Here is a 22,782-nt window from a genome sequence, read left to right as displayed (position 1 = left end):
TCGAGAGGCGCATGACGGACGTGTGACGGTCTGCAAACCTTTATTTCGTCACGTCTCGTCGTTCCGTCAATGGCGACGTTACGGGATTCTCTGGGTGACCTCGTGGCGGACGTCGACGGTCTGTTCCTGTTTTCCCCGTCGGCCCCCCACTACGAGCGGTTCGACGACGTCGACGTGACGCAGGTGGTGATCGCCGCCGAGAACGGTGTCGACGCTGACGCGTTCGTCGAACTCCCGCTGGGGTTCGAGAACGTCCGCGACCGGATCAAGTTCGGTATCGAGGGGGCGATGGAGCAGGGGTTCGTCGCCGAGGGAGACACCGTCGCCTGCTCGCTGGCGATGTTCGGCGACGACGCCGACACGGTGGTCCGGATACGGGTCGACGAGTCGGTGCGGTCGGGGGTCTACGACCTGTTCATCGACTCGCGGGCCGAACCGGGCGTCGTCCGTGACGTCTTCGAGGTGGCCATCGACCTCGGCAAGAAGGGGCAGAAGGGCAAACCCGTGGGGGCGCTGTTCGTCGTCGGCGACGCGGGCAAGGTGATGAACAAGTCCCGGCCGCTCAGCTACAACCCCTTCGAGAAGTCCCACGTCCACGTCGGCGACCCCATCGTGAACGTGATGCTCAAGGAGTTCTCGCGGCTCGACGGGGCCTTCGTCGTCTCCGATGCGGGCAAGATCGTCTCGGCGTACCGCTATCTGGAACCCTCCGCCGAGGGCGTCGACATCCCGAAGGGACTCGGGGCGCGTCACATGGCGGGCGGCGCGATCACCCGGGACACCAACGCCATCGCCATCGTCCTCTCGGAGTCCGACGGGATGGTCCGGGCGTTCAAGCGCGGCGATCTGATCCTGGAGATCGATCCGGAGGAGTACTGAGATGCAAGGCGGGTCGGTTCGAGCGGCCCTGTCGGCGGTTCCGCTCCGGTTCTGGCTGGCCCTCGGGACGCTCGTTCTCGGCGTCCTCCTCGGCTGGCTGGTCCGGATCGTCACCCGGCGACTCCTCCGGCGGGCCGGCGTCCCCGGTGCCATCGAGGGGACCACCTTCGAGCGAACCGCCCGCGAGTTCGGCACCTCGACGGTGGCGATCCTCGGGGCCATCGCCGGCTACTTCGTCTTCGGCATCGCGGTCTTCGCCGCCATCGCCGTCGCCGAAATCGAGTACGTCGCCCAGTTCTGGAACGCCGTCGCCGGCTTCCTGCCCCAGCTGTTCCTGGCGGTGATCGTCCTCATCGTCGGCGTCGTCCTCGGGGACAAGGTGGAGCTGGTGGTCTCCGAACGGTTCCGCGGGGTGAAGCTCCCGCAGGTGAACGTCCTCCCGCTGGTGGCGAAATACAGCGTCTTCTATCTCGCGGCCCTGATCGCCCTCGGCCAGGTCGGCGTCGCGACCGCCGCCCTGATCGTCCTGCTCGCGGCCTACGTCTTCGCGCTCGTCTTCCTCGGCGGCCTCGCGTTCCGGCAGTTGCTCTCGGCCGGCGCGGTCGGTGCGTATCTCCTCCTGCACCAGCCCTACACCATCGGCGACGAGATCCGGGTCGGCGAGGTCCGGGGGATCGTCCAGGAGATGGACCTCTTCGTCACTCACGTCGAGGCCGACGACGAGGAGTACGTCCTCCCGAACGACAAGGTGTTCGCCGACGGCTTCGCACGGATCCGGACCTGAGCGCGCCGCCGGTGCCGGGTTCGCGATGGCGGGGACGGGTGTCGACGACGGCCCGCCGGGCTCACTCGCCGTCGCCGTCGCCGTCACCGACGCCGCCGTCGACCGGCCGGGCCGGCACCCCCGCGACGGTCGTCCCCGGCGACACGTCGCCGGTCACCAGGGAGTTCGCCGCCACCTTCGCGTCCGCACCGACCTCGACGCCGGGGAGGACGACGGCCCCCGCGCCGATCATCGCCCGTTCGCCGATCACCACCTCGCCGGTCCGGTACTCCGCCTGCAGGAACTCGTGACAGAGGAGCGTGGCGTCGTAGCCGACGACTGCGTCGGCCCGGATCGTCAGGAGTTCGGGCCAGAACACGTCGGGGGTCGCCTCCAGGCCGACGGCAACCCCGGGTTCGACCGTCGCGCCGAGGCGTCGCAGGACCCAGTTTTTCAGCCGCAGGCTCGGGGCGATCCGGATCACCCAGACCGCGAGGTAGTTCAGAACGACCCGGAGCGGGCCCTTGGCCTCCGTCCAGTGCCACAGCGAGTTCCGCGGCCCGGCCGTCGGGATCCGGTCGAGGCGGTCGTGTCGCCGGGCGGCGTCCGAATCGCTCACGCCCCCACTTCGGGAGCCGCCGTCTTGAATCCCGTTACCGCCGGGCGACCGATCGGTCCGAAGCGACCGTCCCGACGACGAGGTAGGCGGCCGGGAGACAGCCGAGGAGGGTACCGACGCCGACTACCAGCCAGGCGTAGCGGTTCGGTGGGGTGAGAACGAGCGCGACGGCGGTGGGGACGCCCGCTACCACCAGCGCCAGCGTCAGCCGTTCGGCCGACGCCATCTATCTGACCGCGGCGTCCCGGCCGAGCGTCTTCGAGACGTACGGCCCGTCCTGGTGGTAGCCAAGCTTGTCGCGGTAGTAGCGGCGAACGCCGATGCCGCTGATGACGCTCACCTTGTCGTAGCCGGCCTCGGCGGCCAGTTCCTCGGCGCGTTCGAGGAGTCGGCGGCCGTAGCCGCGGTGTTGCCAGTCGCCGTCCCCCTCGTCGCGGATGCCCGCCTCGCTCCCGTAGACGTGGAGTTCGCGCACGAGGGCGGCGTCGTCGAGTTCTGGCCGCACCGGGTCGTTCGGGAAGCGCAGGCGGCAGAAGCCGATCAGCAGGTCCGCTGCGGGGTCCTCGAAGCTGAGGAAGTGTTCGGTCCCGCCGCCGGCCTCGTAGGTCAGCGTTCGGAGTTCCACCCGCTCCGGATCCGGGTCGGCGTCGTTGTGTCCGACCTCGCGGGCGCGGATGTCCCGTGGCGTGATGCCCCGCTCCTCGGCCCGCTGGGTCGCCAGCTGTCGGAGGTTCGATTTCCAGACGCCGGCGTCGATGTGGTCGGCGGGGATGTCCCGTTGCACCCGCTGGAGGCGAGTGTACTCGGGGATCAGATCCATCACCTCGGCGACGAGGTCCGCGGCCGTGTCGTTGTCCAGTGGCTCGAAGTCGTCGCGGCGCCACATGTCGTACGTGCGGGTGCCGCGGACGACCAACGTGGGGTAGATCTTCAGGTAGTCGGGGCGCCAGCGCGGGTCCTCGAAGAGCTGTCGGAAGTCCTCCAGACACATCGCCTCGGTCATGCCCGGCTGGCCCGGCATCATGTGGAACCCGACCTTGAACGCGGCGTCGCGCAGGCGACGGTTGGCGTCGATGGAAGCCTGCACGCCGTGGCCGCGGTGCATCTCGCGGTTGATCCGCTCGTAGGTGGTCTGGACGCCCACCTCCACCTTCGTGCCCCCGAGTCGGAGCATCCGGTCGATCTGTTCGGGGCCACACCAGTCGGGCTTGGTCTCGAAGGTGGTGCCGACGTTGCGCACGTCGGCCGTCTCGTTCTCGGCGATGACGTCCGCCAGGTATCGAAAGTCGGGGTCGTCCTCCGCGAAGCTCCGCCCCTCCGCGGGGTTCGGTGTCGCGTCGACGTCGTAGTCGTTCAGCGCCTCCAGCGCCCGCTTGACGAACCACTCCTGGTAGTCGTGGCTCCGGGCGGTCATCGTTCCGCCCATCAGGATGAGTTCGACCTTGTCGACCGGGTGACCGATGTGTCTGAGCTGTTCGAGCCGAAGGGTCACCTGTCCGTACGGGTCGTAGTCGTTCTGTTCGCCCCGCGCCGCGGCCGGTTCGTGGCCCGTGTAGCTCTGGGCGCTCCCGAACTCGGAGGCGGGGCCGCCGGGACAGTAGAGGCACTTCCCGTGGGGGCACATGTGCGGCGAGGTCATGATCGCGACGGGCGAGACGCCGGAGGCGGTGCGGACGGGCTTGCGGCGGACGACCGCCTGCACCTCGTCGCGTCGCTCCTCGGGCGCGTACTGGAGGATGTGGGCGTTCTTCGGCACCTTCGCGGCGCCGTGTTCGGAACAGGCGTCGAGCTTCGCCGACTCGAGGTCGTCGCGCTCGAGGTCGCCGTCGAGGATGCGCTCGACGAGGTCCGCACACACCCGGTCGAACGCCTCGCTCGGGGCGTCGACGCCAACGCTGTCGGTCATCGTCACCGTGTCGTCGGCTCGCGAGGTTAAGGGTATCGCTCGGCCGACTCAGAGCCGGTCGACCGCGGCGTCGACGACGGCGTCGACCGCGGCGTCGCGGCGACCCGAGAGGAATTCGAGGCGGCCGTCGCGGACGCTCGCGGCGACGATGCCCGCGTCGGGCGCACTGTCCGCGGCGTCGCCGGCGACGCCCCGCAGGTCAAGGTCGGCGTCGCTCCGCAGGTAGAGTTCGTCCGTGCCGACGCCGACGATCAGGCGTGCGTCGTCGTCGTGGCGACGGTGGAGTTCGTCGAGCAGGAGGCTCGTCGGCGGGAAGTCGAACCGGTGGGTGTAGGCGTCGGTGTCGAGGACGTCGACGGTGACGCCGTCCGTCTCGCGGCGGTCGATGTTGGCCGTGGCGGTGTCGACCTCGGCGTCGAGCTTCTGGCGGAACTGCTCGCTGATGTGGCCGGCGAGGCCGCCCGCGTCGTCGAACAGCAGGTCCGTGATGAGTTCGCGCTTGTCCTCGTAGGACTGGTAGTACGCCTCCAGCGCGATGGCCTCGCGGAGTTCGCGCGTGCGGTCGGCGTCGTAGCCGGCCTCGGCGGCGAGGTCGAGGGCGCTCTCGGGAGCGTCGCCCCAGTAGGAGACGGCCGGAAGGTGAGCGATGCCGTCGCGGACCTCGGGGTTGACCGTCGCGGCGAGGGTGGCGGCGAGCGCGCCCGTCGAGAGGTCGGCGGCGGCCGCCCCGGCGAGGCCGGGGTTGACGATGGCGTCGCAGTCGTCGGCGACGGCGGCGTCGGCCACCTCGGCGTCGACGACGACCCGTCGGGCGCCGTAGATGCCGAGCAGGCCCAGCCCGTCGCTGGATTCGACCGTGCTCCCCGTGCCGACCAGCAGGACCAGCGGGAGTTTCTCGTCGTGTCGGTCGCGGTCCTGGAGCATCCGGGTCACGTCGTTGGTGGCGTCGTCCATGTCGTAGACGGAGCCCTCCAGCGGCCGCCGAGTGAAGTAGTGGTACTCGGCGTCGGCGGCGGCGTGCTCCTCACGGATCAGCGGGAGGACCGCCCGCTCGATGGCCGCGCCGGCGACGTAGCCGTCGGCCGACGCGACGTGGCGAACGACCACGGGACGGGACTCGAGGACGGCCCGGCGGATCGTCTCCGCGGCGTCCTGCAGGGACTCGGCCACGGCGTCGACGGCGTCGTGCTCGACCAGCGAGGCGACCGCGTCCGGTCGGGCCTCGGCCGTCAGCGCGTCGGCCAGGCGCTCCTCGACCGTCGCCGCCTCGTCGTCGGTCAGGATCGTGAGCTCCTCGGTCTCGACCTGGAGTTCGTCGTAGCGACGCTCGACCTCGCCGTCGAGGCGAACGACGCTGCCGACCTCGGCGTCGGGGTAAGCGCGGACGCCGGCCTCGACGAAGGCCGCACAGTCGACGACGCCGGTGCCGTCGCGAAGCTCGAACACCGTCGGACCGCTGGTCTGGCGGACGCCGACGATCTCGCCTTCGAGGCGAACCGTCTCGCCGACGCGGTCGTCGAGCGACGACACGTCGACACGGTCGGGGGTGCCCGTCCCCGCGACGGCCTGGCGGCCGTTCGTCTGGGGGGTGGGTTCCTGTTCTGACCCCGACGGGGTCTCCGTCGTCGACGATCCCGCGTCCCGCTCGCTTTCGGCGTCGTCCTCGCTGTCTTCGTCCTCGTCCTCGTCGTCGCTCGGAGTCGGCCGCTTCCGGACCGGGCCGGCGTCCTCGTCCTCGTCGGCGGTCGACTCGTCGATGGGGTCGCCGTCGGCGTCGCCCTCGGGGTCGTGAATCCGGGCGCCGCGGAACTCGCCGCCGGACTGTCGTTTCGACCACGCGAGGTCGACGTTGCCGTTGTCGCGGACGTTCTTCACCTGGACGAACACGGTGTCGCCCGGCTCCCAGTCCAGACTCTCGAGTCGGCGGTCCAGCTCGCTCCGGTGGAGCAGCCCGGTCACGCCGGGCGAGAGGTCGACGAACACGCCGAAGTCGGCGAAGCCGTCGACCGTTCCCTTGTAGTACCGTTCCGAGACGAGTTGGTCCGGGGCGGAGCCGCGGAAATCAAACCAGACGTCCTCTTCGTGGGTGATCCAATCCATTGAGGGAATCGAACAGCCGCAACCTAAAACGATTGTCGAAACGACTCGGAACCTTAGATGATGTACCAGGCCCGCAAGAGGGCGTGGAGCGCGTCGAACCCGCCGAAGCCGTAGCCGAAGAGGAGCGCGGCGGGAAGTGCGCTCGCGAGGGTGGCCCGGCCGGTCGAGGTGTCGTGGACGACGGCGAGGCCGACGACGAGCAGCGCCGCCCCGTAGAGACAGCACGCGACCCGGAGCCCGGGGACGGGCGCCGCCGCCAGCGGACAGGGCGCCGTCGCGTAGGCGATGACTTGGACCGTCTCGCTCACGCCCGCCCGGTCCCGGACCGTCGCCATCAGCGCGAGGGTCTGGAGCGCCGCCAGGAGGTGGAGGACGGCGGGCGCGACGAGCACGGCCACGAGGAGGACGGCCACGGCGGCCCGGAGCGGCCCGGCCGCCGGGAACCGGCCCGGATCGAGCAAGGCGAGGCCGAGCGCGTACGCCACCGCCATCACGACGGCGAACACGAGGCCGGGCGCCTGGTCGCCGGGCGCCACCCCGTGACTGAAGAACCGTCGGGGGCGAACCAACACCTCCGCCCACGCGCGGGCGACGCCGCGCGGTCCGCGGTCCCGGCCACCGCGGGGGTTCTCGACCCACGTCGTCACGGACGTGTCTGTGACGCCGGTCGGCAAAGGGGTTCTGATTCACCCACCGACGTTCTGGTTGCTCTCGAAGGTCGACGGATCGGGTTCGATGGTGGCGTACTCGACGATCCGTCGGCCGAGGGTGTCGACCCGCGCCGCCAACGTGTCGTCCACGAGCCGACCGTCCTCGAACGCCGCCGACGCCCGCGGGATGGCCGCCTGGTGCGGGAGCACCCACGCGTCGAGCGCGCGACACACCGACCGTAGATGTTCGAGCGTCGTGATCGGGAAGGCACCGCCCGCGACGCCGAGGAGGCCGACCGTCTTGCCCTCGAACTCGTCGAACCCGCAGTGATCGAGGGCGTTTTTCAACACGCCGGAGTACGAGCCGTGATACATGGGCGAGCCGAGCAACACGGCGTCCGCCTCGCGGACGCGACGGGTGAACGCGGCGGCGTCGCCCTGGCCGTCGACGTCGGGGTCCAACGGCGGGAGGTCGAAGGCCCGAAGGTCGAGTAGTTCGGTGTCGGCGCCGGTCGCCTCGGCGGCGTCGAGGGCACGGTCGAGCGCGAGCCGGGTGTAGCTCTCCGTCCGGAGGCTACCGGGGACTGCGGCGACGGTGACCATACGTGGGGGTGGACCGCCACGGGCAAAGGTCCCGCGGCCGGCTCACCACTCCAGTCCGCCGTTGACCCCCAGGACCTGCCCGGTCATGTAGTTCGCGTGGTCGCTGGCGAGAAAGCGGACCATGCCCACGATGTCCTCGGGGTCGGCGAAGCGGTCCAGCGGGATCTTCTCCCGGATGTTGTCCTGGACGCGTTCGGGCACCTTCTCCAGCATGTCCGTCTTGACGAACCCGGGCGCGACGCAGTTGGCCGTCGAGCCGTGGGAGGCGAGTTCGAGCGCGAGCGTCCGCGTGAACGCGAACAGGCCGCCCTTCGAGGCGGCGTAGTTCGCCTGCCCGTAGTTCCCCTGCTGGCCGACGACGCTGGAGATGTTGATCAGGCGCCCGTGGTCCGCGTCGCGGATATCCTCGAAGAAGGCTTTGGTGCAGTTGAACGTCCCGCCGAGGTTGACGTCGATCACCTGCTGCCAGTCGTCGTGGGTCATCTTCTCGAACTTCCGGTCGATGGTGATGCCGGCGTTGTTGACGAGGACGTCGACCGAGCCGAGTTCGTCGTGGACGTTCGCGGCCATCGCCTCGACGTCGACCGGGTCGGAGACGTCGCCCTGTGCACACATCGCCGTCTCGCCTACCTCTTCGATCCGATCCACGACCGCCCGTGCCTCGTCGTCGGAACTCCGGTAGTTCACGACGACTTCGCCACCCGCCCGTGCGAGTTCGTACGCGATGGCCCGACCGATCCCCCGGGAGGCACCGGTGACGAGACAGGTTCGCCCGTCGAGGGGGCGCGGATCGAGCGGTTCCAACCGTTGAGCCGTTTCGGACATACGTTCCCTTATGGTTCGTAATGCGTGTTAACTATTCCCGATGGGTGGGCGGAGGGAGCGCTGCGCAGTAACCGATTCGTGATGAGGGATGGTAACGTGTGGGCAGCCGCACGGAGCGCCACGCGCCGAGGGGCCGTCGCCTCTCGAGTGACACGTCGTGGGTCCCGTAACGCGCCGGGCCTGTCGACGATCCGATGTCGGGAACTTATGACGGGGGCCACTCAGGGGTAGTGTATGAGGGTCCTGTGTGTCGACCCGGACACCGACGCGGGACGCGCCACGGGGGCCGCCATCCGTGACGCCGGTATCGACGCCACGGTCTGTGGTACTCTCCGCGAGGCCCGCGAGGCGCTCGACGACACCGTCGACGGCGTCGTCACCGAGTACGACCTTCCCGACGGGACCGGCCTCGAACTCGTCGACGCGGCCCGCGACGTCGTCCCCGACGCGACGTGTGTCCTCTTCACCGACGCGGTCTTCGACGACCTGGACACGGCCGCACTCGGGACCACCGTCGTCGAGTACGTCGACAAGGGATCGCCGGACGCCCACGACGAACTGGTCGACCTGCTCACGTTCAGCATCGACAACCGAAGCCAGACGGCCTACCCCCTGCCCCCGAACGAGGAGGCCCGTCTCGACGCCATCGAGCGGTACGTGTCCGACCCGGACGCCCTGGACGCGTCGCTCGAACGACTCACGACCGTCGCCGCGGCGCTGTTCGACGTCGAGGCGGCCACGGTCGGATTCATCGAGGCCCGACAGGAACGGTTCGTCGCCTGTCACGGCACCGACGTCGACAGCCTGGACCGCGAGGACACCGTCTGTACCTACGCCATCCTCGACGATGGGGTGATGGTGATCCCCGATACGCACGACGACCCGCGGTTCGACACGAACGACGCCCTTGACGACGCCGAGATCCGGTTTTACGCCGGTGCACCCCTCCGGACCGACGAGGGGGAGGCCATCGGCGTCTTCTGTCTGTTCGATCCGGAACCGCGCACCTTCGACGCGGCGGACCGGGAGTTGCTGTCGACGCTCGCCGACGAGGTGATGGCGAACCTCGAACTCAGACGGCGTCTCCGCGCGGCGACGGGTGAGGGCGATGAGTGAGTACCGCTTCGAGGGGTTGCCGCTCGACCCCGTCCGCGGCGGGACGAGCATCCTCGTCGCCGGGCCGGCACACGGCGGGACCAGGGAACTGGCCTACCGGATGCTGGTCGGCGGCGACGAGGAGGGCGTCATCGTCCTGACGACGAACACGACGGCGGCCGACATCGCGGCCGAGTGCGAGACGGTCGGCATCGAGGCGACACCCGACCGGATGGGCATCGTCGACTGTCTGGACAGCGACGAGAGCGGCGTCCCCGCCCGGGTGCTGACGGTGTCGAGCGCACAGGACCTGACGGGCATCGGAATGCGCTACTCCAAACTCTACCGGGAGTTCCACGAGGAGGGGATCGAGGCCGTCCGGACCGGACTGTTCTCGATTTCGACCGTCCTGTCGCTGACGGAACTCCAGACCGTCTCCCGGTTCGTCCACACCCTCGTCGGCCGGGTGAGCAAGGTCGACGGCCTCGGCGTGTTCCTCGTCGATCCGGCGATGCACGACGAACGCGAACTCAGGACCATCTCGCAGTTCTGTGACGGCCGGATCGACGTGCGCGAGGGGCCGGAACTCCGGTCGCAGGGCTTTCTCGACGGCGACTCCGAGTGGATCCCGTTCGACACCCTGGCGGAGTGACGCCGGCCGAAAATCTCAGCGCTGATACGCGTCACCGAAGGGCTTAGGTTCGGGGGTCCGATGTGCGGTCGATGTCAGAGTCGGGTGACGAAATCCGCGTGCTGCACGTCGACGACGACCCGGACGTGGCCGATCTGACGGCGATTTCCCTCGAACGCCAGGACGAGCGGTTCGTGGTCGAGACGGCCCACGACACGGGGACGGCTCTCGACCGCCTCGACGACGGGGTCGACTGTGTGGTCTCGGACTACGAGATGCCGGATGGGACCGGGATCGAGCTCCTCGAAACCGTCCGCGACCGCTACCCCGACCTGCCGTTCGTCCTGTTCACCGGGAAGGGGAGCGAGTCGGTCGCCAGCGAGGCCATCTCCGCGGGCGTCACCGACTACCTCCAGAAGGGCGCCCACGCCGACGGCTACGCCATCCTGGCGAACCGGATCGACAACGCCGTCGATCGGTACCGAGTCGACCGGGAGCGACGCCGGCACCTGGACGCCATCGAGACGGCACAGGAAGGCATCGCTATCCTGGACGACGGGGAGTTCGTCTACGTCAACGAGGCGTACGCGTCGCTGTACGGGTACGACCCGGACGACCTGGTGGGGGAGGGATGGGAGCGGATCTACCCCGACGACGAGACGGAGATGATCCGCGAGGAGGTGCTCCCGACGGTCAGGGCGGAGGGGAAGTGGCACGGCGAGACCACGGGACTCCGGGCCGACGGCAGCACGTTCGTCGAGGACCATCGCCTCGCCACGACGGACAGGGGGGAGTTGATCTGCTCCGTCCGGGACGTGAGCGACCGGCGGGAGCGAACCCGGCAGTTCGAGGCCGTCTTCGACAACGCCTACACCTTCGTCGGCCTCCTCGACCCCGACGGGACGGTCCGGGAGGCCAACCGGACGGCCCTGGAGTTCGGCGGCGTCGACCGCGAGACGGTCGTGGGCAAGCCACTCTGGGAAACGTGCTGGTTCGCGACGGGCGAACGGGCCCGAGCGACGGTCCGCGAGGCGGTGCGGCAGGCTCGCTCCGGCGACCTGTTCCGCGACGAGGTCCGCGTCCAGGGAACGGACCGCGAGGCGATCATCGACTTCTCGGTTCGCCCGATCACCGACGAGCGTGGCGAGGTGACCTCGCTCGTCCCCGAGGGCCGAGAGATCACGGAGCGCAAGCGACGCGAACGGGAGCTCCAGCGGAGCGAACGGCGCCTCGAAGCCGTCTTCGAGGACCCCAAGATGCTCGTCGGGGTGCTCTCCACGGACGGCCGACTGCGCAAGGCGAACCGGACGGCGATGGAGCTGCTCGACGCGGACCACGAGGACGTGGTCGGCGTCCCGTTCCCGGAGACGCCGTGGTGGCCCGAGGAGAGCCGTGCGGACGTCCGGGAGTGGATCGAGCGCGCCGCCGACGGGGAGTACGTCGAGTTCGAGGCCGACAACGTCGACTCCGGGACCGAGAACCGGAGCGTGAGCGGGACGATCCGTCCGGTCACCGACGAGTCGGGGACGGTCGTCTCGCTCATCGTCTCGGCACGGGACATCACCGAACGGCGGGAACACGAGCGGGCGCTCAGCCGCCGGAACGAGCGGCTCGACGAGTTCGCGAGCGTCGTCTCCCACGACCTCCGAAACCCGCTGAACGTCGCCAGCGGCCACCTAGCCGTGGCTCGACGGGAGGTCGAGAGCGACCACCTCGACGAGACGGCCCACGCGCTGGAGCGGATGGACGACCTGATCGAGGACCTACTGACGCTCGCGAAGACGGACGACCGGGTGGGCGACTTCGAGACGGTCGACCTCGCGGCGGCGGCGCGGGACTGCTGGCGAAACGTCTCGTCGCCGGACACGAGCCTCCACGTCGAGGCGGAGGGGGCGATCCGCGCGGACCGGAGCCAACTCCAGCAGCTCTTCGAGAACCTGTTTCGGAACAGCGTGGAGCACGGCTCCACGAGCAGCCGGACGCAGTCCGGCGACACCGTCGAACACGGTTCGACGAACGGCCGGTCGGAGACCGACGACGGATCGACGAACGTCACCGTCGGCGAGCTGCCCGGCGGGTTCTACGTCGCCGACGACGGACCGGGGATTCCGGAGGAGGAGCGAGAGCGGGTCTTCGAGAGCGGTTACTCCACGTCGACCGACGGGACGGGCTTCGGCCTCTCGATCGTGTCGAAGATCGTCGAGACCCACGACTGGACGGTCGACGTCGTCGAGAGCGATGGCGGCGGAACGAGGGTCGAGATCACCGGCGTCACGCGTCCGAGCGAGCGCCAGTCGGCGGCGTGACGGTGCCGTCGCGTCGAGCGGTCAGGTCCGTTTGCCGATCTCCTCGCGCAACACGTCGCTGACGACTTCGCCGTCGGCCTTGCCGCGGAGGGCGCCCATACACTCGCCCATGAGCGCGGAGAACGCGCCCATGCCCTCCTGCTCGACCTGGTCGGCGTTGCGCTCGACGACGTCCGCGACGGCCGCGCGAACCTCGTCCTCGGAGACGCCGGCGAGACCGGCCGCCTCGACGGCCGCCTCGGGGTCGAGATCGGGGTCCGCGGCGAGCGTCCCGAGCACCTCGTCGACGCCCTCCTTCGCCAGGTCGCCGTCCGCGACCAGCCGGAGGGTACCGAGCAGGTGGGCGTCGGTGAGGCGGTCGACGGCCACGTCGTCGCGGCGGAGCTCGGTCAAGGTACCCTCCAGCACGCCGGCGGCGAAGGTGGCGTCGACGCCGGCCTCGACCGCCCGCTCGAACAGGGGCATACGCCGGCCGTAGGCTACCTGCTCGGCCAAGCCGGCGTCGAGGTCGTACTCGCGCCGGTACCGCTCGACTTTCTCGGTCAGCAGTTCCGGGCGCTCGACGTCGCTCGGGTCGAGTTCGACCGGCGGCACGTCCGTCTCGGGGTACATCCGCGCCGCGCCGGGCAGGGGCCGGAGATAGCGGGTCGTCCCCTCCTCGGTGGCGTCCCGGGTCTCCTCGGGGACGCCCTCGATCCCCGTCCGGGCACGGTCGGCGACGGCCTCGATGGCCAACTCGGCGGTCTCGGGGTCGTCGGCGACGATGGCGACGGCGTCGTCGGGGCCGGCATCGACGGCCTCGCGGAGCGACGCGACCTCCGCCTCGGTGACGCCGTAGGCGGGGAGTTCGTCGGTGTGGAAGATCCCGCCCGCGCCGTGGCGCTTGGCGTGGTCGGAGAGTTCGGTCCCGAACCGGCGGTCGGGCTGGAGTTCGCGCCCGACGAGGCCGTCGAAGCCGTGGAGCGGGACGGCCCGCACCGCCCCGCCGTCCTCGAGCGCGCTCCGGAGCACGCCGCTGTCGGTGTCGGCGAAGACGTCGGTCACGTCCCGCGGGTCGCCGACCGCGGCGTCGCGGTCGTCGAGTTCGGCCGCGACGTCGAGCAGTTCCACCTGGCGACGCACCTCCAGCCGAACGATCTCGTCGATCTGATCGAGCGCCTGGACGCCCTTGATCTCGACGCGGGCGCCCTCGGCGATGGAGACGTTGACGTCCTGCCGGATGGTGCCGAGGCCGCGCTTGACGGCGCCGGTCGAGCGGAGGAGCATGCCGATCCGCTCCGCGGCCTCCCGGGCCTGTTCGGGCGTGCTGATGTCCGGGCGGGTACCGATCTCGACCAGCGGGATGCCGAGTCGGTCGAGACTGTAGCGGACGCCCGCGTCGGTCTCCTCGACGCGGCCGGCGCTCTCCTCCTCGAGGAGGAGGTCCTCGACGCCCACGGGGCCGGCCGCCGTCTCGATCTGCCCGTCCTGTCCGACCAGGGCGCTCCGCTGGAAACCGGAGGTGTTCGAGCCGTCGACGACGATCTTTCGCATGACGTGGGCCTGATCGACGACCGTCATATCGAGGAGGTCGGCGATCTGCAGGGCCACCTCAAGGGCCTCGTCGTCGATCCTGTGGGGCGGTTCGTCGTCCTCCTCGACGAGACAGGTGGTCTCGAAGGCCAGATACTCGAACTCGCGGTCGACGCGGCTCTCCTCGACCGCCGCCTCGTCGAGTTCCCCGAGTTCGCTCGTGGTCGGGTGGAGATACCGGGAGAACGTCCGGACCGCCTCCTCGGGTTCCCGACGCTCGGTCGGACACGCACAGAACAGTTTCGTCGCGGTGTCGAGTTGCTGGTGAATCTCCAGCCCCGCGACCAGCCCGAGCGCCTCGTAGTCGTACTCGCTCATCGTCGGTATCTCTACCCGGCGAGCCTAAAAGCGTTCAGTCTGCGAGTCGCCGCCGGGGCCGGAGCCGTCGCTTTCGGTTCGACCATTGTCGACAACGGACGAAAACGGATACGTCAGCTCCCGAAAACGCGTATACTAAGGAATCTTTATTGGGAAGCGAGCGGCCTTTATATGCGCAAAACATGTCCGAAGACGTCGAACTCCGTCGTACGCAACTCGCGACACCGGCCAGCGATCCCGACTTCATGGAGAGTGCCTCGCGGAGCGACGCCGACGAAGTCTTCCTCGATCTGGAGGACTCCGTGGCGCCGAACGCGAAGGCCGAGGCTCGGGAGCCGCTCATCGAGGCGGCCCAGGAACACGACTGGTCGGACAAGATCCTGTCCTTCCGAATGAACGGCATCGACACCAAGTGGTGGTACGACGACATCATCGAGGTCGTCGGCCGCGCGGGCGAGTACATCGACGACATCATCGTCCCGAAGGTCGCCGGCCCGAGCGACATCCACACCGTCGAGAACCTCCTCGCGCAGGTCGAGGAGAACAACGGGCTGGAAGTCGGGGGGATCGGTCTGGAGCCCCAGATCGAGGACGGCGAGGGGATGCACAACGTCCACGACATCGCCCACGCCTCCGACCGCCTCAGCTCGATCATCTTCGGCCCCGGCGACTACTCCGCCGCGATGGGGACGCCCGGCCTCGACATCGGGCAGTTCCCGGACTACCCCGGCCACTACTGGCACCACGCGCTCTCGGAGTGTAACGCCGCCGCGAAGAGCGCCGGCCTGCCGTGCATGGACGGTCCGTACGCCGACATCGACGACCCCGAGGGCTTCCGGACGTCGGCGGAGCGCGCCAACATGATCGGCTGTGACGGCAAGTGGGCCATCCACCCGAGTCAGATCGAACTCGGCAACGAAGTGTTCGCGCCCGATCCGGAGGTCGCCGAACGCGCCGAGCGCATCGTCGACGCCTACGCCGAGGCGATGGAGGAGGGCAAGGGTGCCGTCTCCGTCGACGGCCAGATGGTCGACGAGGCCACCAACAAGATGGCTCAGGAGATCGTCGCCAAGGCCCGCGCCGCCGGCATCCTCTAATACGGATTATTGTAACTGGTTGCCGGTGGTTCGCCGGACCGTCTCGGCGAACCACCGGTACTGACTTACAATAAACAGTATAACTCGGCTGCGAACCCGTCCCGTCGCCTATTCTTTCGCACCCACCGGACAGCCGCGGATCTCGCCGCCGCGCATCCCTTCGGCGAGCCAGTGGATCGAGAGCACCAGCGCCACCAGCGCGAGCAGGGCGAACTCCAGGCCGTCCAGCGGCAGGAGCGTCACCAGCCCCGCGGCACCGAACAGCGACAGGAGACCGGCGATCACGGCCGAGCCACAGGCCGCACACCCGGCCCCGAGGGTGCCGAGGACGACCCCAAGCAGGCTCCCGCCCCCGCCTTCCGCCGAGAGCCGGTGTTCGCGCACGTGGTAGGCCACGAGGGCGACGTCGACGCCGACGAGGACGGCGACCAACACGACGACCGACCCCGTCAGCGGTCCGTACGAGGTGCCGACGAAGGGGAAGAGTTCGGCGAGGATCGGGACCGGCACCCGTCCGACGAGGGCGTCGCGGACGGTCGCGAGGTTCCCCGAGAGGACGAACCCGACGAGCGCGACGGCGGCGGCGCCGAAGGCGACGGCGGCGTAGCGAGGCCCCCCGAGGACGAGCCGTGCCGTCCGGCCCATCAGCCGCCAGTCGTCGGCGCGGAGGGGCAGGCGAACCGCCACGCTCACAGCTCCAGCGCGCCGGTCACGAACTCGAAGCTGACGGAGCCGGTAGCGCGCGTCCGGTACTCGCCGTCCCGGAACAGAAAGACCGTCGGCGTCCCGCTCACGTCGGCCGCCTCGCTCGCGTCGAGGTCCGTCTCGACGGCGTCGGCGTGGGCCTCGCTCTCGGCGTCGGCGACGACCCCCGCGGCGTCCACGTCGGTCTCGGCGTCGAGAAACGCTTCGGTCCGGTCGAGGACGTTATCCGGGCCGAAGGCGTCCTGCCGGTCGAAGTAGTGGGCGGCGAGCGTCCAGAACGCGTCCGCGTCCCGGGCGAACGTCGCCTCGAGGGCGTAGATGGCCGGCTCACCCCACGGGTAGACGACCGGGATGGTCCGGGCGACGAACGTCGCCTCGCCGGGGTCGACGAGCTCCGACCGGATCTTCGGGACCGTGTTCCGCTCGAAGGTGGCACACCGGGGACAGGACGGATCCTCGAAGGCGACGATGGTGGCCGTCGCGGACCCGGGGTCGGGGCCGAGACGGGGCTGGGCGGCCAGATCCGCCCCGACCGGATGGGTGGAGAGCGAACGTGCTTCGTCCCCGTTTCCGTTCCCGGCCCCGCCGCCCGTTCCCAGACAGCCGGCACCGAAAAGCGAGAGTCCCGCTCCGAGGGCGCCACGACGCGTGAGCCGTTCCGGGACCGAACCGTTCATGCAGGGACGGACCCGCCGGGCGGAAAAGACGTTTCGCCGGGTGTGAGCGGCGGGCGCACGACCCCTTATTCCAGCGGTGCGACGAGTTCGACGACGTGCCCGTCCGGATCCTCGATGAAGGCGGTGCGCGCGCCGGCCGCGGGCTGGTCGCCCGGTTCCTCGACGACGCCGTAGTGATCGACCGTCTCGAAAACCTCGTCCACGTCGTCGACGCCGAGGGCGAGGTGGTCCCAGGCGGTCCCCGCCTCGAACTCCGTCTCGCCGTCGGTCTCGGAGAGCTGGATCTCGACGCCGTCGGGGTCGGCGACGTACCGGTTCTCCGTCTCGCCGTCGGGCGTCTCGAACGACCACGACTCCTCGAAGCCGAACTGCTCGTAGAACTCGATCGACTCGTCCGCGTCGGCGACGTTCAGACAGACGTGAATCAGGTTCATCGCGTCTCCGACACGCCCCGCCGCGGACAAAAAGATGTCTGAACGGGGCAGACCACCCGGGGGTCCGCCACGCGCCCCCAAGCAGTGTGTCGATTCGCGGAATCGTGCGTGGTCGTTCGTGTAGGATTCTGTCGGTCGCGGCAATTATTCAGACATCACGTTCAGATAGACTGCAAGACGGCGACGGGGCGCTCAGAGACCGTAGCGTAGGAGTTATACCAACTCAGTACGGTGTGAGACGCATGGCCATTGATGAACGATCAACGGAATTAGAGACCTCGGCGGACTCCCTGGGACACGACCACCCCGACGCCGAGGAGTATCGGGCACTGGCCGAAGACCTCCGCGAAGGCGTGCAGGGGGACGTCTCCTTCGACGAGTACGCGCAGGTACTCTACGCGACGGACGGGAGCATCTACCAGGCCAAGCCCGCGGGAGTCGTGTTGCCACAAACGGTCGACGACGTGCAACACACCGTCGAGACGGCGGCCGAACACGGCGTGCCGATCCTGCCCCGAGGCGGGGGGTCCTCGCTCGGGGGGCAGACGGTCGGGCCGGGTTGTGTCGTCGTCGACTTCACGCGGTACATGGACGACATCGTCGACGTCGACCCCGAGGGGCAGCGCGCGGTCGTCCAGCCCGGCGTCGTCCAGGACCACCTCGACAACCGGCTGGAAGACCACGGTCTGAAGTTCGCACCGGATCCGGCGTCCTCGAACCGTTCGACGGTCGTCGGCGGCATCGGCAACAACTCCACGGGAGCACACTCGGTGCGGTACGGCATCACCGACGCCTACACCGAGGAACTCGACGTCGTGCTGGCGGACGGGTCGCTGATCCACACCGAGGAGGTCGTCCTCGACGGCGAGGAGTGGGAGGAGAAGGTTTCCGGTGACGGTCTGGAGGCCCGGATCTACGAGACGACTCGCCGCCTCGTCGAGGAACACGAGGAAGAGATCGAGGAGAAGTATCCCGACCTCAAACGGTCCGTGTCGGGGTACAACCTCCAGAAGGTCATCTACGAGAACGACGCGGGCGAGGAGGTCATCAACCTCTCGAAGCTCTTCGTCGGCGCGGAGGGGACCCTCGGCGTCATCGTGGAGGCCGAGGTGTCGCTGGTCACCCTGCCCGAGGAGACAGCGCTCGTCCTCTACTGCTTCGACGACCTCGTCGAGACGATGCAGGCCGTTCCCGAGGCACTCGAGTTCGACGTCGGCGCCGTGGAGTTGATGGACGACGAGGTGTTCCAACTCGCCGCCGACTCGACGGAGTACGCCCAGTACGTCGAGATGATTCCCGAGGGGACGAAGGCGGCGCTGATGCTGGAGTTCGACTCCGAACTCGTCGACGACTTCGAGGCGGCCATCGCGGAGACGAACGACTACTTCGTCGAGAACGGCGACGCCTTCCACGCCATCGAGGCCTACACCGAGGAAGACCAGGCCGACATCTGGAAACTCCGCAAGGCCGCTATTCCCCTGCTCATGGGGATGAAAGGCGACCCCAAGCCGTACCCGTTCATCGAGGACGCGACGGTGCCGCCCGAGGAACTGTCGGAGTACGTCTTCGAGTTCGAGGAGGTCCTGGAGGATCACGGCACCTCCGCGGCCTACTTCGCCCACGCCGGGAGCGGGACGCTCCACATCCGACCCATCCTCAACCTCAAGGACGGGGAGGGCATCGAGAAGATGCACTCGATCACCGAGGACGTTACCGACCTGGTGCTCGACCACTACGGGTCGTTCTCGGGCGAACACGGCGACGGGATGGCGCGGACGGAGTTCAACCCCAAGATGTACGGGGACGAACTCTGGACCGCGTTCAAGGAACTGAAGACGGCGTTCGACCCCGACTGGCATATGCACCCGGGTAACGTCGTCTACCGCGAGGGGCCGGAGGATATCGGTCCCGATTCGGAGCGGGGCGTCAACGCCGACATGCGCGAGAACCTGCGCTACGGCGCGGACTACCAGTCGGTCGAGCCCCAGACCGCGCTCGACTTCGAGGACGAGGGTGGCTTCTCCCATCTCGTCGAACTGTGTAACGGCTGTGGCACCTGCCGGCAGACGGACTCGGAAGTCATGTGTCCGACCTACCGGGCCAGCAAGGAGGAGATCCAGACCACCCGCGGCCGTGCGAACATGCTCCGGGCGGCGATCAGCGGCGAACTCGACGAGGACGAGATCTACTCCGATCGCTTCCAGGAGGAGGTCATGGACCTCTGTGTCGGCTGTAAGGGCTGTAAGAGCGACTGCCCGACCGGCGTCGACATGGCGAAACTGAAGACGGAGGTCAAACACCAGTACCACCAGGAGGAGGGTGTCAGCCTCCGCGAGCGGGTGTTCGCGAACATCGACACGCTCTCGAAGGTCGGCTCGATGCTCGCGCCCGTCTCCAACATCGCGCCCAAGATTCCGGGCGCGCGCAAGGTGATGGAGGAGGCCATCGGCATCTCGAGCGAGCGCGAACTGCCCACCTTCGCGAGCGAGAGCCTCGAAGCCTGGTTCGAGCGCCGCGGCCGCTGTCAGGTGGCCCCGAGCGACGCGGAGGATCAGGTGTTGCTCTTCCCCGACACCTACACGAACTACATCTACCCCGACGCCGGGAAGGCGGCCATCGAGGTGCTCGAGGCGGCGGACGTCTTCGTCCGCATCCCCGAGGACGTTGCTCCCTCCGGGCGTGCGGCCTTCTCGTCGGGGATGCTCGATCTGTGCCGCGAGCGCGCCGAGCGGAACGTCTCGGCGCTGCGGGAGGCCGTCGACGACGGCTGGTCGGTCGTGTTCATCGAGCCCTCGGACGCCGTCATGTTCCAGGACGAGTACCGCGACCTGCTCTCGGGATCGGCCGTCGAGGCCGTCGCCGACGCCGCCTACGGGGTCATGGAGTACGCCGACGTGGCCGGACTGCCCGAGTCGGTCGAGTTCGCCACGCCCGAGCAGTCGCTGTCCTACCACGGCCACTGCAACCAGAAGGCGACGAACAAGGACCACCACGCCCTCGGCGTCCTGCAGGGTGCGGGCTACGACGTCGACCCGCTCAACACGACCTGCTGTGGGATGGCGGGCTCCTTCGGCTACCACGAGGAACACTACGACATCTCGCAGGCCATGGGGAACCTGCTGTTCGAGGAAGTCGAGGAGAGCCCGGGCGATCAGGTGACTGCACCCGGGGCGTCGTGTCGCTCCCAGCTCGGCGACGAGTACGACGACCATCCGCCACACCCGGTCGAGAAGCTCGCGGACGCGCTGTGATGAGCGAGGGAACGTTCACCGTCACGGTCGACGGCACGGCGGTCGGGGCCACGTGGGCCGACGAGAGCCCCGAGACGCGCCGAGCGCTGGCCGACGCGTTCCCGCTCGAAGGTGGGGCCACCCGCTGGGGCGACGAGCTCTACTTTCGCGTCCCGGCCGACGTCGGCGCCGAGGACCCGCGGGTGGCGGTCGAACCCGGAGCGATAGCCTACTGGCCACAGGGGTCGGCGCTCTGTCTGTTCTGGGGACCGACGCCGGCGAGTACGGATTCGACGCCGCGGGCCGCGTCGCCGGTGAACGTCGTCGCCCACCTCGACGATATCGCTCCCTTGTCGGTCCTCCCGAGCGGTGCCGGCGCGACGGTTCGCGTCGCCGACGACTGACAGGAATCCGACTTCCTCCCGTCTCACATATTCCTCTTCGAGAGCCGCTCACACTCCGTTGAGTGGCTTCTGCGCGTGGCTGCCGAATAGAACCATTACTCCGCTGTCATGCATCGATGATTATTTATGATATGACAAGCCTGGATAACATGGATCGCACAGACGATGGTAGCATGACCCACGAAGTATGATCCCATCCAACCAGGGGAGACAATGACAGATACCCACGACGAAAAACGAGTCGAAACCGACGGTGGTCTGACGGAGGACGACGTCCACACGACCGCCGAAGTCGGTGAACAGTATCGTGCGACGGTGTACCGGGACGTCGACTACGACGACCTCGAGGTGGCACCCGAGACGAGTGAGTACCCGAGTACGGACGGCAAATGGGGCTTCCGGAAATACGACATGCCGAAGGTCCCGAAAGTGTCCCACCTCGTCGGACCGAGCGCCATCATGCTCGGTGCGTCGCTCGGGAGCGGCGAGACGATGTTCTGGCCGACGCTGGTCGCCCAGAACGGGTGGGGCCTGTACTGGGCCTTCTGGGTCGGCGTCATCACCCAGTTCTTCATCAACACGGAGATCCAGCGCTGGACGATCGCCACGGGCGAGAGCATCTTCCGGGCGTTCGACCGGATGAACAGCTTCTGGCCGTGGTTCTTCCTCGTGGCCGGCTTCTTCCACGTCGGGTGGCCCGGCTGGGCGGCCGGCGCGTCGGAAGTACTGGCCGTCTGGACCGGGATCGTTCCCCGCGGGAACTGGGCCGTCATCGGCGTCGCGACGATGATCCTGATCTGGCTCAGCTACCAGGCCGGACCGATCCTGTACAACGCCATCGAGAAGGCCCAACTGATATTGATGTTCGTCGCCATCTTCGGCGCGGTGATCCTGGCCTTCATCGCCGGCTCGGTCGGCCAGTTCGCCAACATCCCTGCCGGGGCCGTCAACTTCGGCGCGCTCCCGCAGGACATGGACATCGCAACCTTCCTCGGCGGCCTCGCGTACGCGGGCGCCGGCGGGTATATCAACCTCGCACAGGGCATCTGGGCCCGCGAGAAGGGGTACGGCATGGGTACCTACCAGGGCCGGATCAAGAATCCCCTCCGCGGCTCCGAGCCCGAGGAGGTCCACGGCGGCTTCACCTTCGAGCCGACGAAGAAGAACCTCCTCCGCTGGAAGCAGTGGTGGAAGGTCACCCAGCAGGAGCACTTCCTCACCTTCGTCCTCGGTCTGCTCATCGTCGCGACGGTCGCGATGACTATCTCCGCCGAGTACGCCAGCGGGACGGATCAGGGCGCCATCAACATGTGGCTCGACGTGATCATTCCGCAGCTCGGCGCGCTGCAGGCCCAGCTGATGTACGCGGTGATCTTCATCGCCCTGTTCAGCACCCAGTACGCCATCCTCGAGGCCTTCGTCCGCAACAGCGTGGACATCATCTTCGAGGGGTACGGCCGCGGTGCCGGGTGGGACCTCTCGCGGGTCTTCCTCGCCCTGCTCACGCTCTTCACGCTGTGGGGCATCCTCATCATCGTCGCCCAGTTCCAGCAGCCGTGGATCCTGCTGGTCATCGGTGCCGCCATCGCCGGCGCGATGATGTGGCCGTACAACGCCTTGGTGACCATCCTGAACACGACGCGACTGCCCGAACACACCCAGCCCGGCTGGGGCCGCATCATCGCGATGTGGTGGGCGACCGGCTTCTTCGGGTACTTCACCGTGCTGCTCATCGGTGGCGTGCTCACCTCGCCGGAGTCCTACGGGCTGAACTTCCCGGCCTTCGAGACGACGGTCGGTGTCGTCGGGAGCGGCCCGGCCGGCTACGCGCTGTGGGTGTTCGCGCTCGTCGTACAGATCTACACGATGTATCGCTCCGCGACCGGGAAGATGAACGCCTCCGGCACCGTCGAGGGGTCGGAAGACGCGCGCGGCTTCCTGTCGTAACGCACCGCTTCGCCGACCAAC

At 68.5% G+C, this 22,782-nt stretch carries 20 protein-coding genes; 9 read left to right on the top strand and 11 right to left on the bottom strand.

Annotation, left to right across the window (positions count from 1 at the left end):
* Window positions 1-69 precede the first annotated feature (69 nt).
* Together dacZ and EI982_RS17515 are read left to right on the top strand one after the other, a co-directional pair.
* Window positions 70-879, top strand: coding sequence for a diadenylate cyclase DacZ (gene dacZ / locus EI982_RS17520; protein WP_157690916.1), 810 nt, complete (start codon window positions 70-72; stop codon window positions 877-879).
* A 1-nt stretch (window position 880) separates the two neighbouring features.
* Window positions 881-1,663 (top strand): mechanosensitive ion channel domain-containing protein, encoded by a 783-nt coding sequence (locus EI982_RS17515; protein WP_157690915.1) that lies wholly within the window; start codon window positions 881-883, stop codon window positions 1,661-1,663.
* A gap of 61 nt (window positions 1,664-1,724) precedes the next feature.
* On the opposite strand, the gene EI982_RS17510 is transcribed toward EI982_RS17515, so the two are convergent.
* Genes EI982_RS17510 through fabG form a run of 7 tightly spaced genes read right to left on the bottom strand, consistent with a single transcriptional unit; the run spans window position 1,725 to window position 8,345 of the window.
* The gene (locus tag EI982_RS17510; protein ID WP_157690914.1) at window positions 1,725-2,261 is read right to left on the bottom strand and encodes an acyltransferase; all 537 of its coding nucleotides are present in this window, start codon (window positions 2,259-2,261) and stop codon (window positions 1,725-1,727) included.
* A 34-nt stretch (window positions 2,262-2,295) separates the two neighbouring features.
* On the bottom strand, window positions 2,296-2,487 hold the full coding sequence (locus EI982_RS17505) for a hypothetical protein (RefSeq protein ID WP_157690913.1): 192 nt from the start codon (window positions 2,485-2,487) through the stop codon (window positions 2,296-2,298).
* Window positions 2,488-4,167, bottom strand: coding sequence for a tRNA uridine(34) 5-carboxymethylaminomethyl modification radical SAM/GNAT enzyme Elp3 (locus EI982_RS17500; protein ID WP_157690912.1), 1,680 nt, complete (start codon window positions 4,165-4,167; stop codon window positions 2,488-2,490).
* A gap of 48 nt (window positions 4,168-4,215) precedes the next feature.
* Window positions 4,216-6,267 carry a DHH family phosphoesterase gene (locus tag EI982_RS17495; RefSeq protein ID WP_157690911.1) on the bottom strand — a complete coding sequence of 684 codons (2,052 nt, stop codon included), beginning with the start codon at window positions 6,265-6,267 and terminating at the stop codon, window positions 4,216-4,218.
* Between the two features lie 53 nt (window positions 6,268-6,320).
* Complete coding sequence (locus tag EI982_RS17490; protein WP_157690910.1) at window positions 6,321-6,914, bottom strand: YIP1 family protein; 594 nt, start codon at window positions 6,912-6,914, stop codon at window positions 6,321-6,323.
* Window positions 6,915-6,953: 39 nt separating this feature from the next.
* Complete coding sequence (locus EI982_RS17485) at window positions 6,954-7,520, bottom strand: NADPH-dependent FMN reductase (protein WP_157690909.1); 567 nt, start codon at window positions 7,518-7,520, stop codon at window positions 6,954-6,956.
* Window positions 7,521-7,562: 42 nt separating this feature from the next.
* Entirely contained in the window at window positions 7,563-8,345 is a 783-nt protein-coding gene (gene fabG, locus EI982_RS17480) for a 3-oxoacyl-[acyl-carrier-protein] reductase (RefSeq protein WP_157690908.1), read from the bottom strand.
* 234 nt (window positions 8,346-8,579) lie between these two features.
* On the opposite strand from fabG, the gene EI982_RS17475 reads away from it, so the two are divergent.
* The 3 genes from EI982_RS17475 (at window position 8,580) to EI982_RS17465 (ending at window position 12,377) form a co-directional block, all read left to right on the top strand.
* Window positions 8,580-9,461, top strand: a complete 882-nt coding sequence (locus tag EI982_RS17475) for a GAF domain-containing protein (RefSeq protein ID WP_157690907.1) — start codon at window positions 8,580-8,582, stop codon at window positions 9,459-9,461.
* The gene (locus EI982_RS17470) at window positions 9,454-10,092 is read left to right on the top strand and encodes a DUF7504 family protein (protein ID WP_157690906.1); all 639 of its coding nucleotides are present in this window, start codon (window positions 9,454-9,456) and stop codon (window positions 10,090-10,092) included. Before EI982_RS17475 ends, EI982_RS17470 begins: the two co-directional genes overlap by 8 nt.
* 71 nt (window positions 10,093-10,163) lie before the next feature.
* Window positions 10,164-12,377: a PAS domain-containing protein gene (locus EI982_RS17465; protein ID WP_157690905.1), complete on the top strand. Its 2,214-nt coding sequence runs from the start codon at window positions 10,164-10,166 to the stop codon at window positions 12,375-12,377.
* A gap of 21 nt (window positions 12,378-12,398) precedes the next feature.
* Here the strand turns inward: EI982_RS17465 and gatE are convergent, their stop codons facing one another.
* Window positions 12,399-14,267 (bottom strand): Glu-tRNA(Gln) amidotransferase subunit GatE, encoded by a 1,869-nt coding sequence (gene gatE / locus EI982_RS17460; RefSeq protein WP_157690904.1) that lies wholly within the window; start codon window positions 14,265-14,267, stop codon window positions 12,399-12,401.
* Between the two features lie 182 nt (window positions 14,268-14,449).
* On the opposite strand from gatE, the gene EI982_RS17455 reads away from it, so the two are divergent.
* Window positions 14,450-15,364: an HpcH/HpaI aldolase/citrate lyase family protein gene (locus EI982_RS17455; protein ID WP_157690903.1), complete on the top strand. Its 915-nt coding sequence runs from the start codon at window positions 14,450-14,452 to the stop codon at window positions 15,362-15,364.
* A 108-nt stretch (window positions 15,365-15,472) separates the two neighbouring features.
* On the opposite strand, the gene EI982_RS17450 is transcribed toward EI982_RS17455, so the two are convergent.
* The 3 genes from EI982_RS17450 to EI982_RS17440 form a co-directional block, all read right to left on the bottom strand.
* Window positions 15,473-16,009, bottom strand: a complete 537-nt coding sequence (locus tag EI982_RS17450; protein ID WP_199243830.1) for a hypothetical protein — start codon at window positions 16,007-16,009, stop codon at window positions 15,473-15,475.
* A 44-nt stretch (window positions 16,010-16,053) separates the two neighbouring features.
* Complete coding sequence (locus EI982_RS17445) at window positions 16,054-16,746, bottom strand: DsbA family protein (RefSeq protein WP_157690901.1); 693 nt, start codon at window positions 16,744-16,746, stop codon at window positions 16,054-16,056.
* A 65-nt stretch (window positions 16,747-16,811) separates the two neighbouring features.
* Window positions 16,812-17,180, bottom strand: coding sequence for a VOC family protein (locus EI982_RS17440; protein WP_157690900.1), 369 nt, complete (start codon window positions 17,178-17,180; stop codon window positions 16,812-16,814).
* Between the two features lie 242 nt (window positions 17,181-17,422).
* On the opposite strand from EI982_RS17440, the gene EI982_RS17435 reads away from it, so the two are divergent.
* From EI982_RS17435 to EI982_RS17425, 3 genes are all read left to right on the top strand, one after another.
* Entirely contained in the window at window positions 17,423-20,431 is a 3,009-nt protein-coding gene (locus EI982_RS17435) for an FAD-binding and (Fe-S)-binding domain-containing protein (protein ID WP_157690899.1), read from the top strand.
* Window positions 20,431-20,814, top strand: a complete 384-nt coding sequence (locus EI982_RS17430) for a cyclophilin-like fold protein (RefSeq protein WP_157690898.1) — start codon at window positions 20,431-20,433, stop codon at window positions 20,812-20,814. The genes EI982_RS17435 and EI982_RS17430 overlap by 1 nt, the downstream gene beginning before the upstream one ends.
* Before the next feature lie 213 nt (window positions 20,815-21,027).
* Window positions 21,028-22,761, top strand: coding sequence for an Nramp family divalent metal transporter (locus tag EI982_RS17425; protein ID WP_157690897.1), 1,734 nt, complete (start codon window positions 21,028-21,030; stop codon window positions 22,759-22,761).
* Window positions 22,762-22,782: the final 21 nt, after the last annotated feature.

The sequence above is a fragment of the Haloplanus salinarum genome (genome assembly GCF_009762275.1).
Lineage (GTDB): Archaea > Halobacteriota > Halobacteria > Halobacteriales > Haloferacaceae > Haloplanus > Haloplanus salinarum.
Note: the sequence above shows the minus strand (reverse complement) of the source record. Positions and strands in the feature narration are given on the sequence as shown.

Excerpts from the sequence above, each read along its gene's own strand:
- EI982_RS17425 (WP_157690897.1), top strand. The coding sequence starts at position 21,028 with ATGACAGATACCCACGACGAAAAACGAGTCGAAACCGACGGTGGTCTG.
- EI982_RS17440 (WP_157690900.1), bottom strand. The coding sequence starts at position 17,180 with ATGAACCTGATTCACGTCTGTCTGAACGTCGCCGACGCGGACGAGTCG.
- EI982_RS17430 (WP_157690898.1), top strand. The coding sequence starts at position 20,431 with ATGAGCGAGGGAACGTTCACCGTCACGGTCGACGGCACGGCGGTCGGG.
- dacZ (WP_157690916.1), top strand. The coding sequence starts at position 70 with ATGGCGACGTTACGGGATTCTCTGGGTGACCTCGTGGCGGACGTCGAC.
- EI982_RS17455 (WP_157690903.1), top strand. The coding sequence starts at position 14,450 with ATGTCCGAAGACGTCGAACTCCGTCGTACGCAACTCGCGACACCGGCC.
- gatE (WP_157690904.1), bottom strand. The coding sequence starts at position 14,267 with ATGAGCGAGTACGACTACGAGGCGCTCGGGCTGGTCGCGGGGCTGGAG.
- EI982_RS17465 (WP_157690905.1), top strand. The coding sequence starts at position 10,164 with ATGTCAGAGTCGGGTGACGAAATCCGCGTGCTGCACGTCGACGACGAC.
- EI982_RS17435 (WP_157690899.1), top strand. The coding sequence starts at position 17,423 with ATGGCCATTGATGAACGATCAACGGAATTAGAGACCTCGGCGGACTCC.
- EI982_RS17515 (WP_157690915.1), top strand. The coding sequence starts at position 881 with ATGCAAGGCGGGTCGGTTCGAGCGGCCCTGTCGGCGGTTCCGCTCCGG.
- EI982_RS17495 (WP_157690911.1), bottom strand. The coding sequence starts at position 6,267 with ATGGATTGGATCACCCACGAAGAGGACGTCTGGTTTGATTTCCGCGGC.
- EI982_RS17445 (WP_157690901.1), bottom strand. The coding sequence starts at position 16,746 with ATGAACGGTTCGGTCCCGGAACGGCTCACGCGTCGTGGCGCCCTCGGA.
- EI982_RS17485 (WP_157690909.1), bottom strand. The coding sequence starts at position 7,520 with ATGGTCACCGTCGCCGCAGTCCCCGGTAGCCTCCGGACGGAGAGCTAC.
- EI982_RS17470 (WP_157690906.1), top strand. The coding sequence starts at position 9,454 with ATGAGTGAGTACCGCTTCGAGGGGTTGCCGCTCGACCCCGTCCGCGGC.
- EI982_RS17500 (WP_157690912.1), bottom strand. The coding sequence starts at position 4,167 with ATGACCGACAGCGTTGGCGTCGACGCCCCGAGCGAGGCGTTCGACCGG.
- fabG (WP_157690908.1), bottom strand. The coding sequence starts at position 8,345 with ATGTCCGAAACGGCTCAACGGTTGGAACCGCTCGATCCGCGCCCCCTC.
- EI982_RS17450 (WP_199243830.1), bottom strand. The coding sequence starts at position 16,009 with ATGGGCCGGACGGCACGGCTCGTCCTCGGGGGGCCTCGCTACGCCGCC.
- EI982_RS17475 (WP_157690907.1), top strand. The coding sequence starts at position 8,580 with ATGAGGGTCCTGTGTGTCGACCCGGACACCGACGCGGGACGCGCCACG.
- EI982_RS17505 (WP_157690913.1), bottom strand. The coding sequence starts at position 2,487 with ATGGCGTCGGCCGAACGGCTGACGCTGGCGCTGGTGGTAGCGGGCGTC.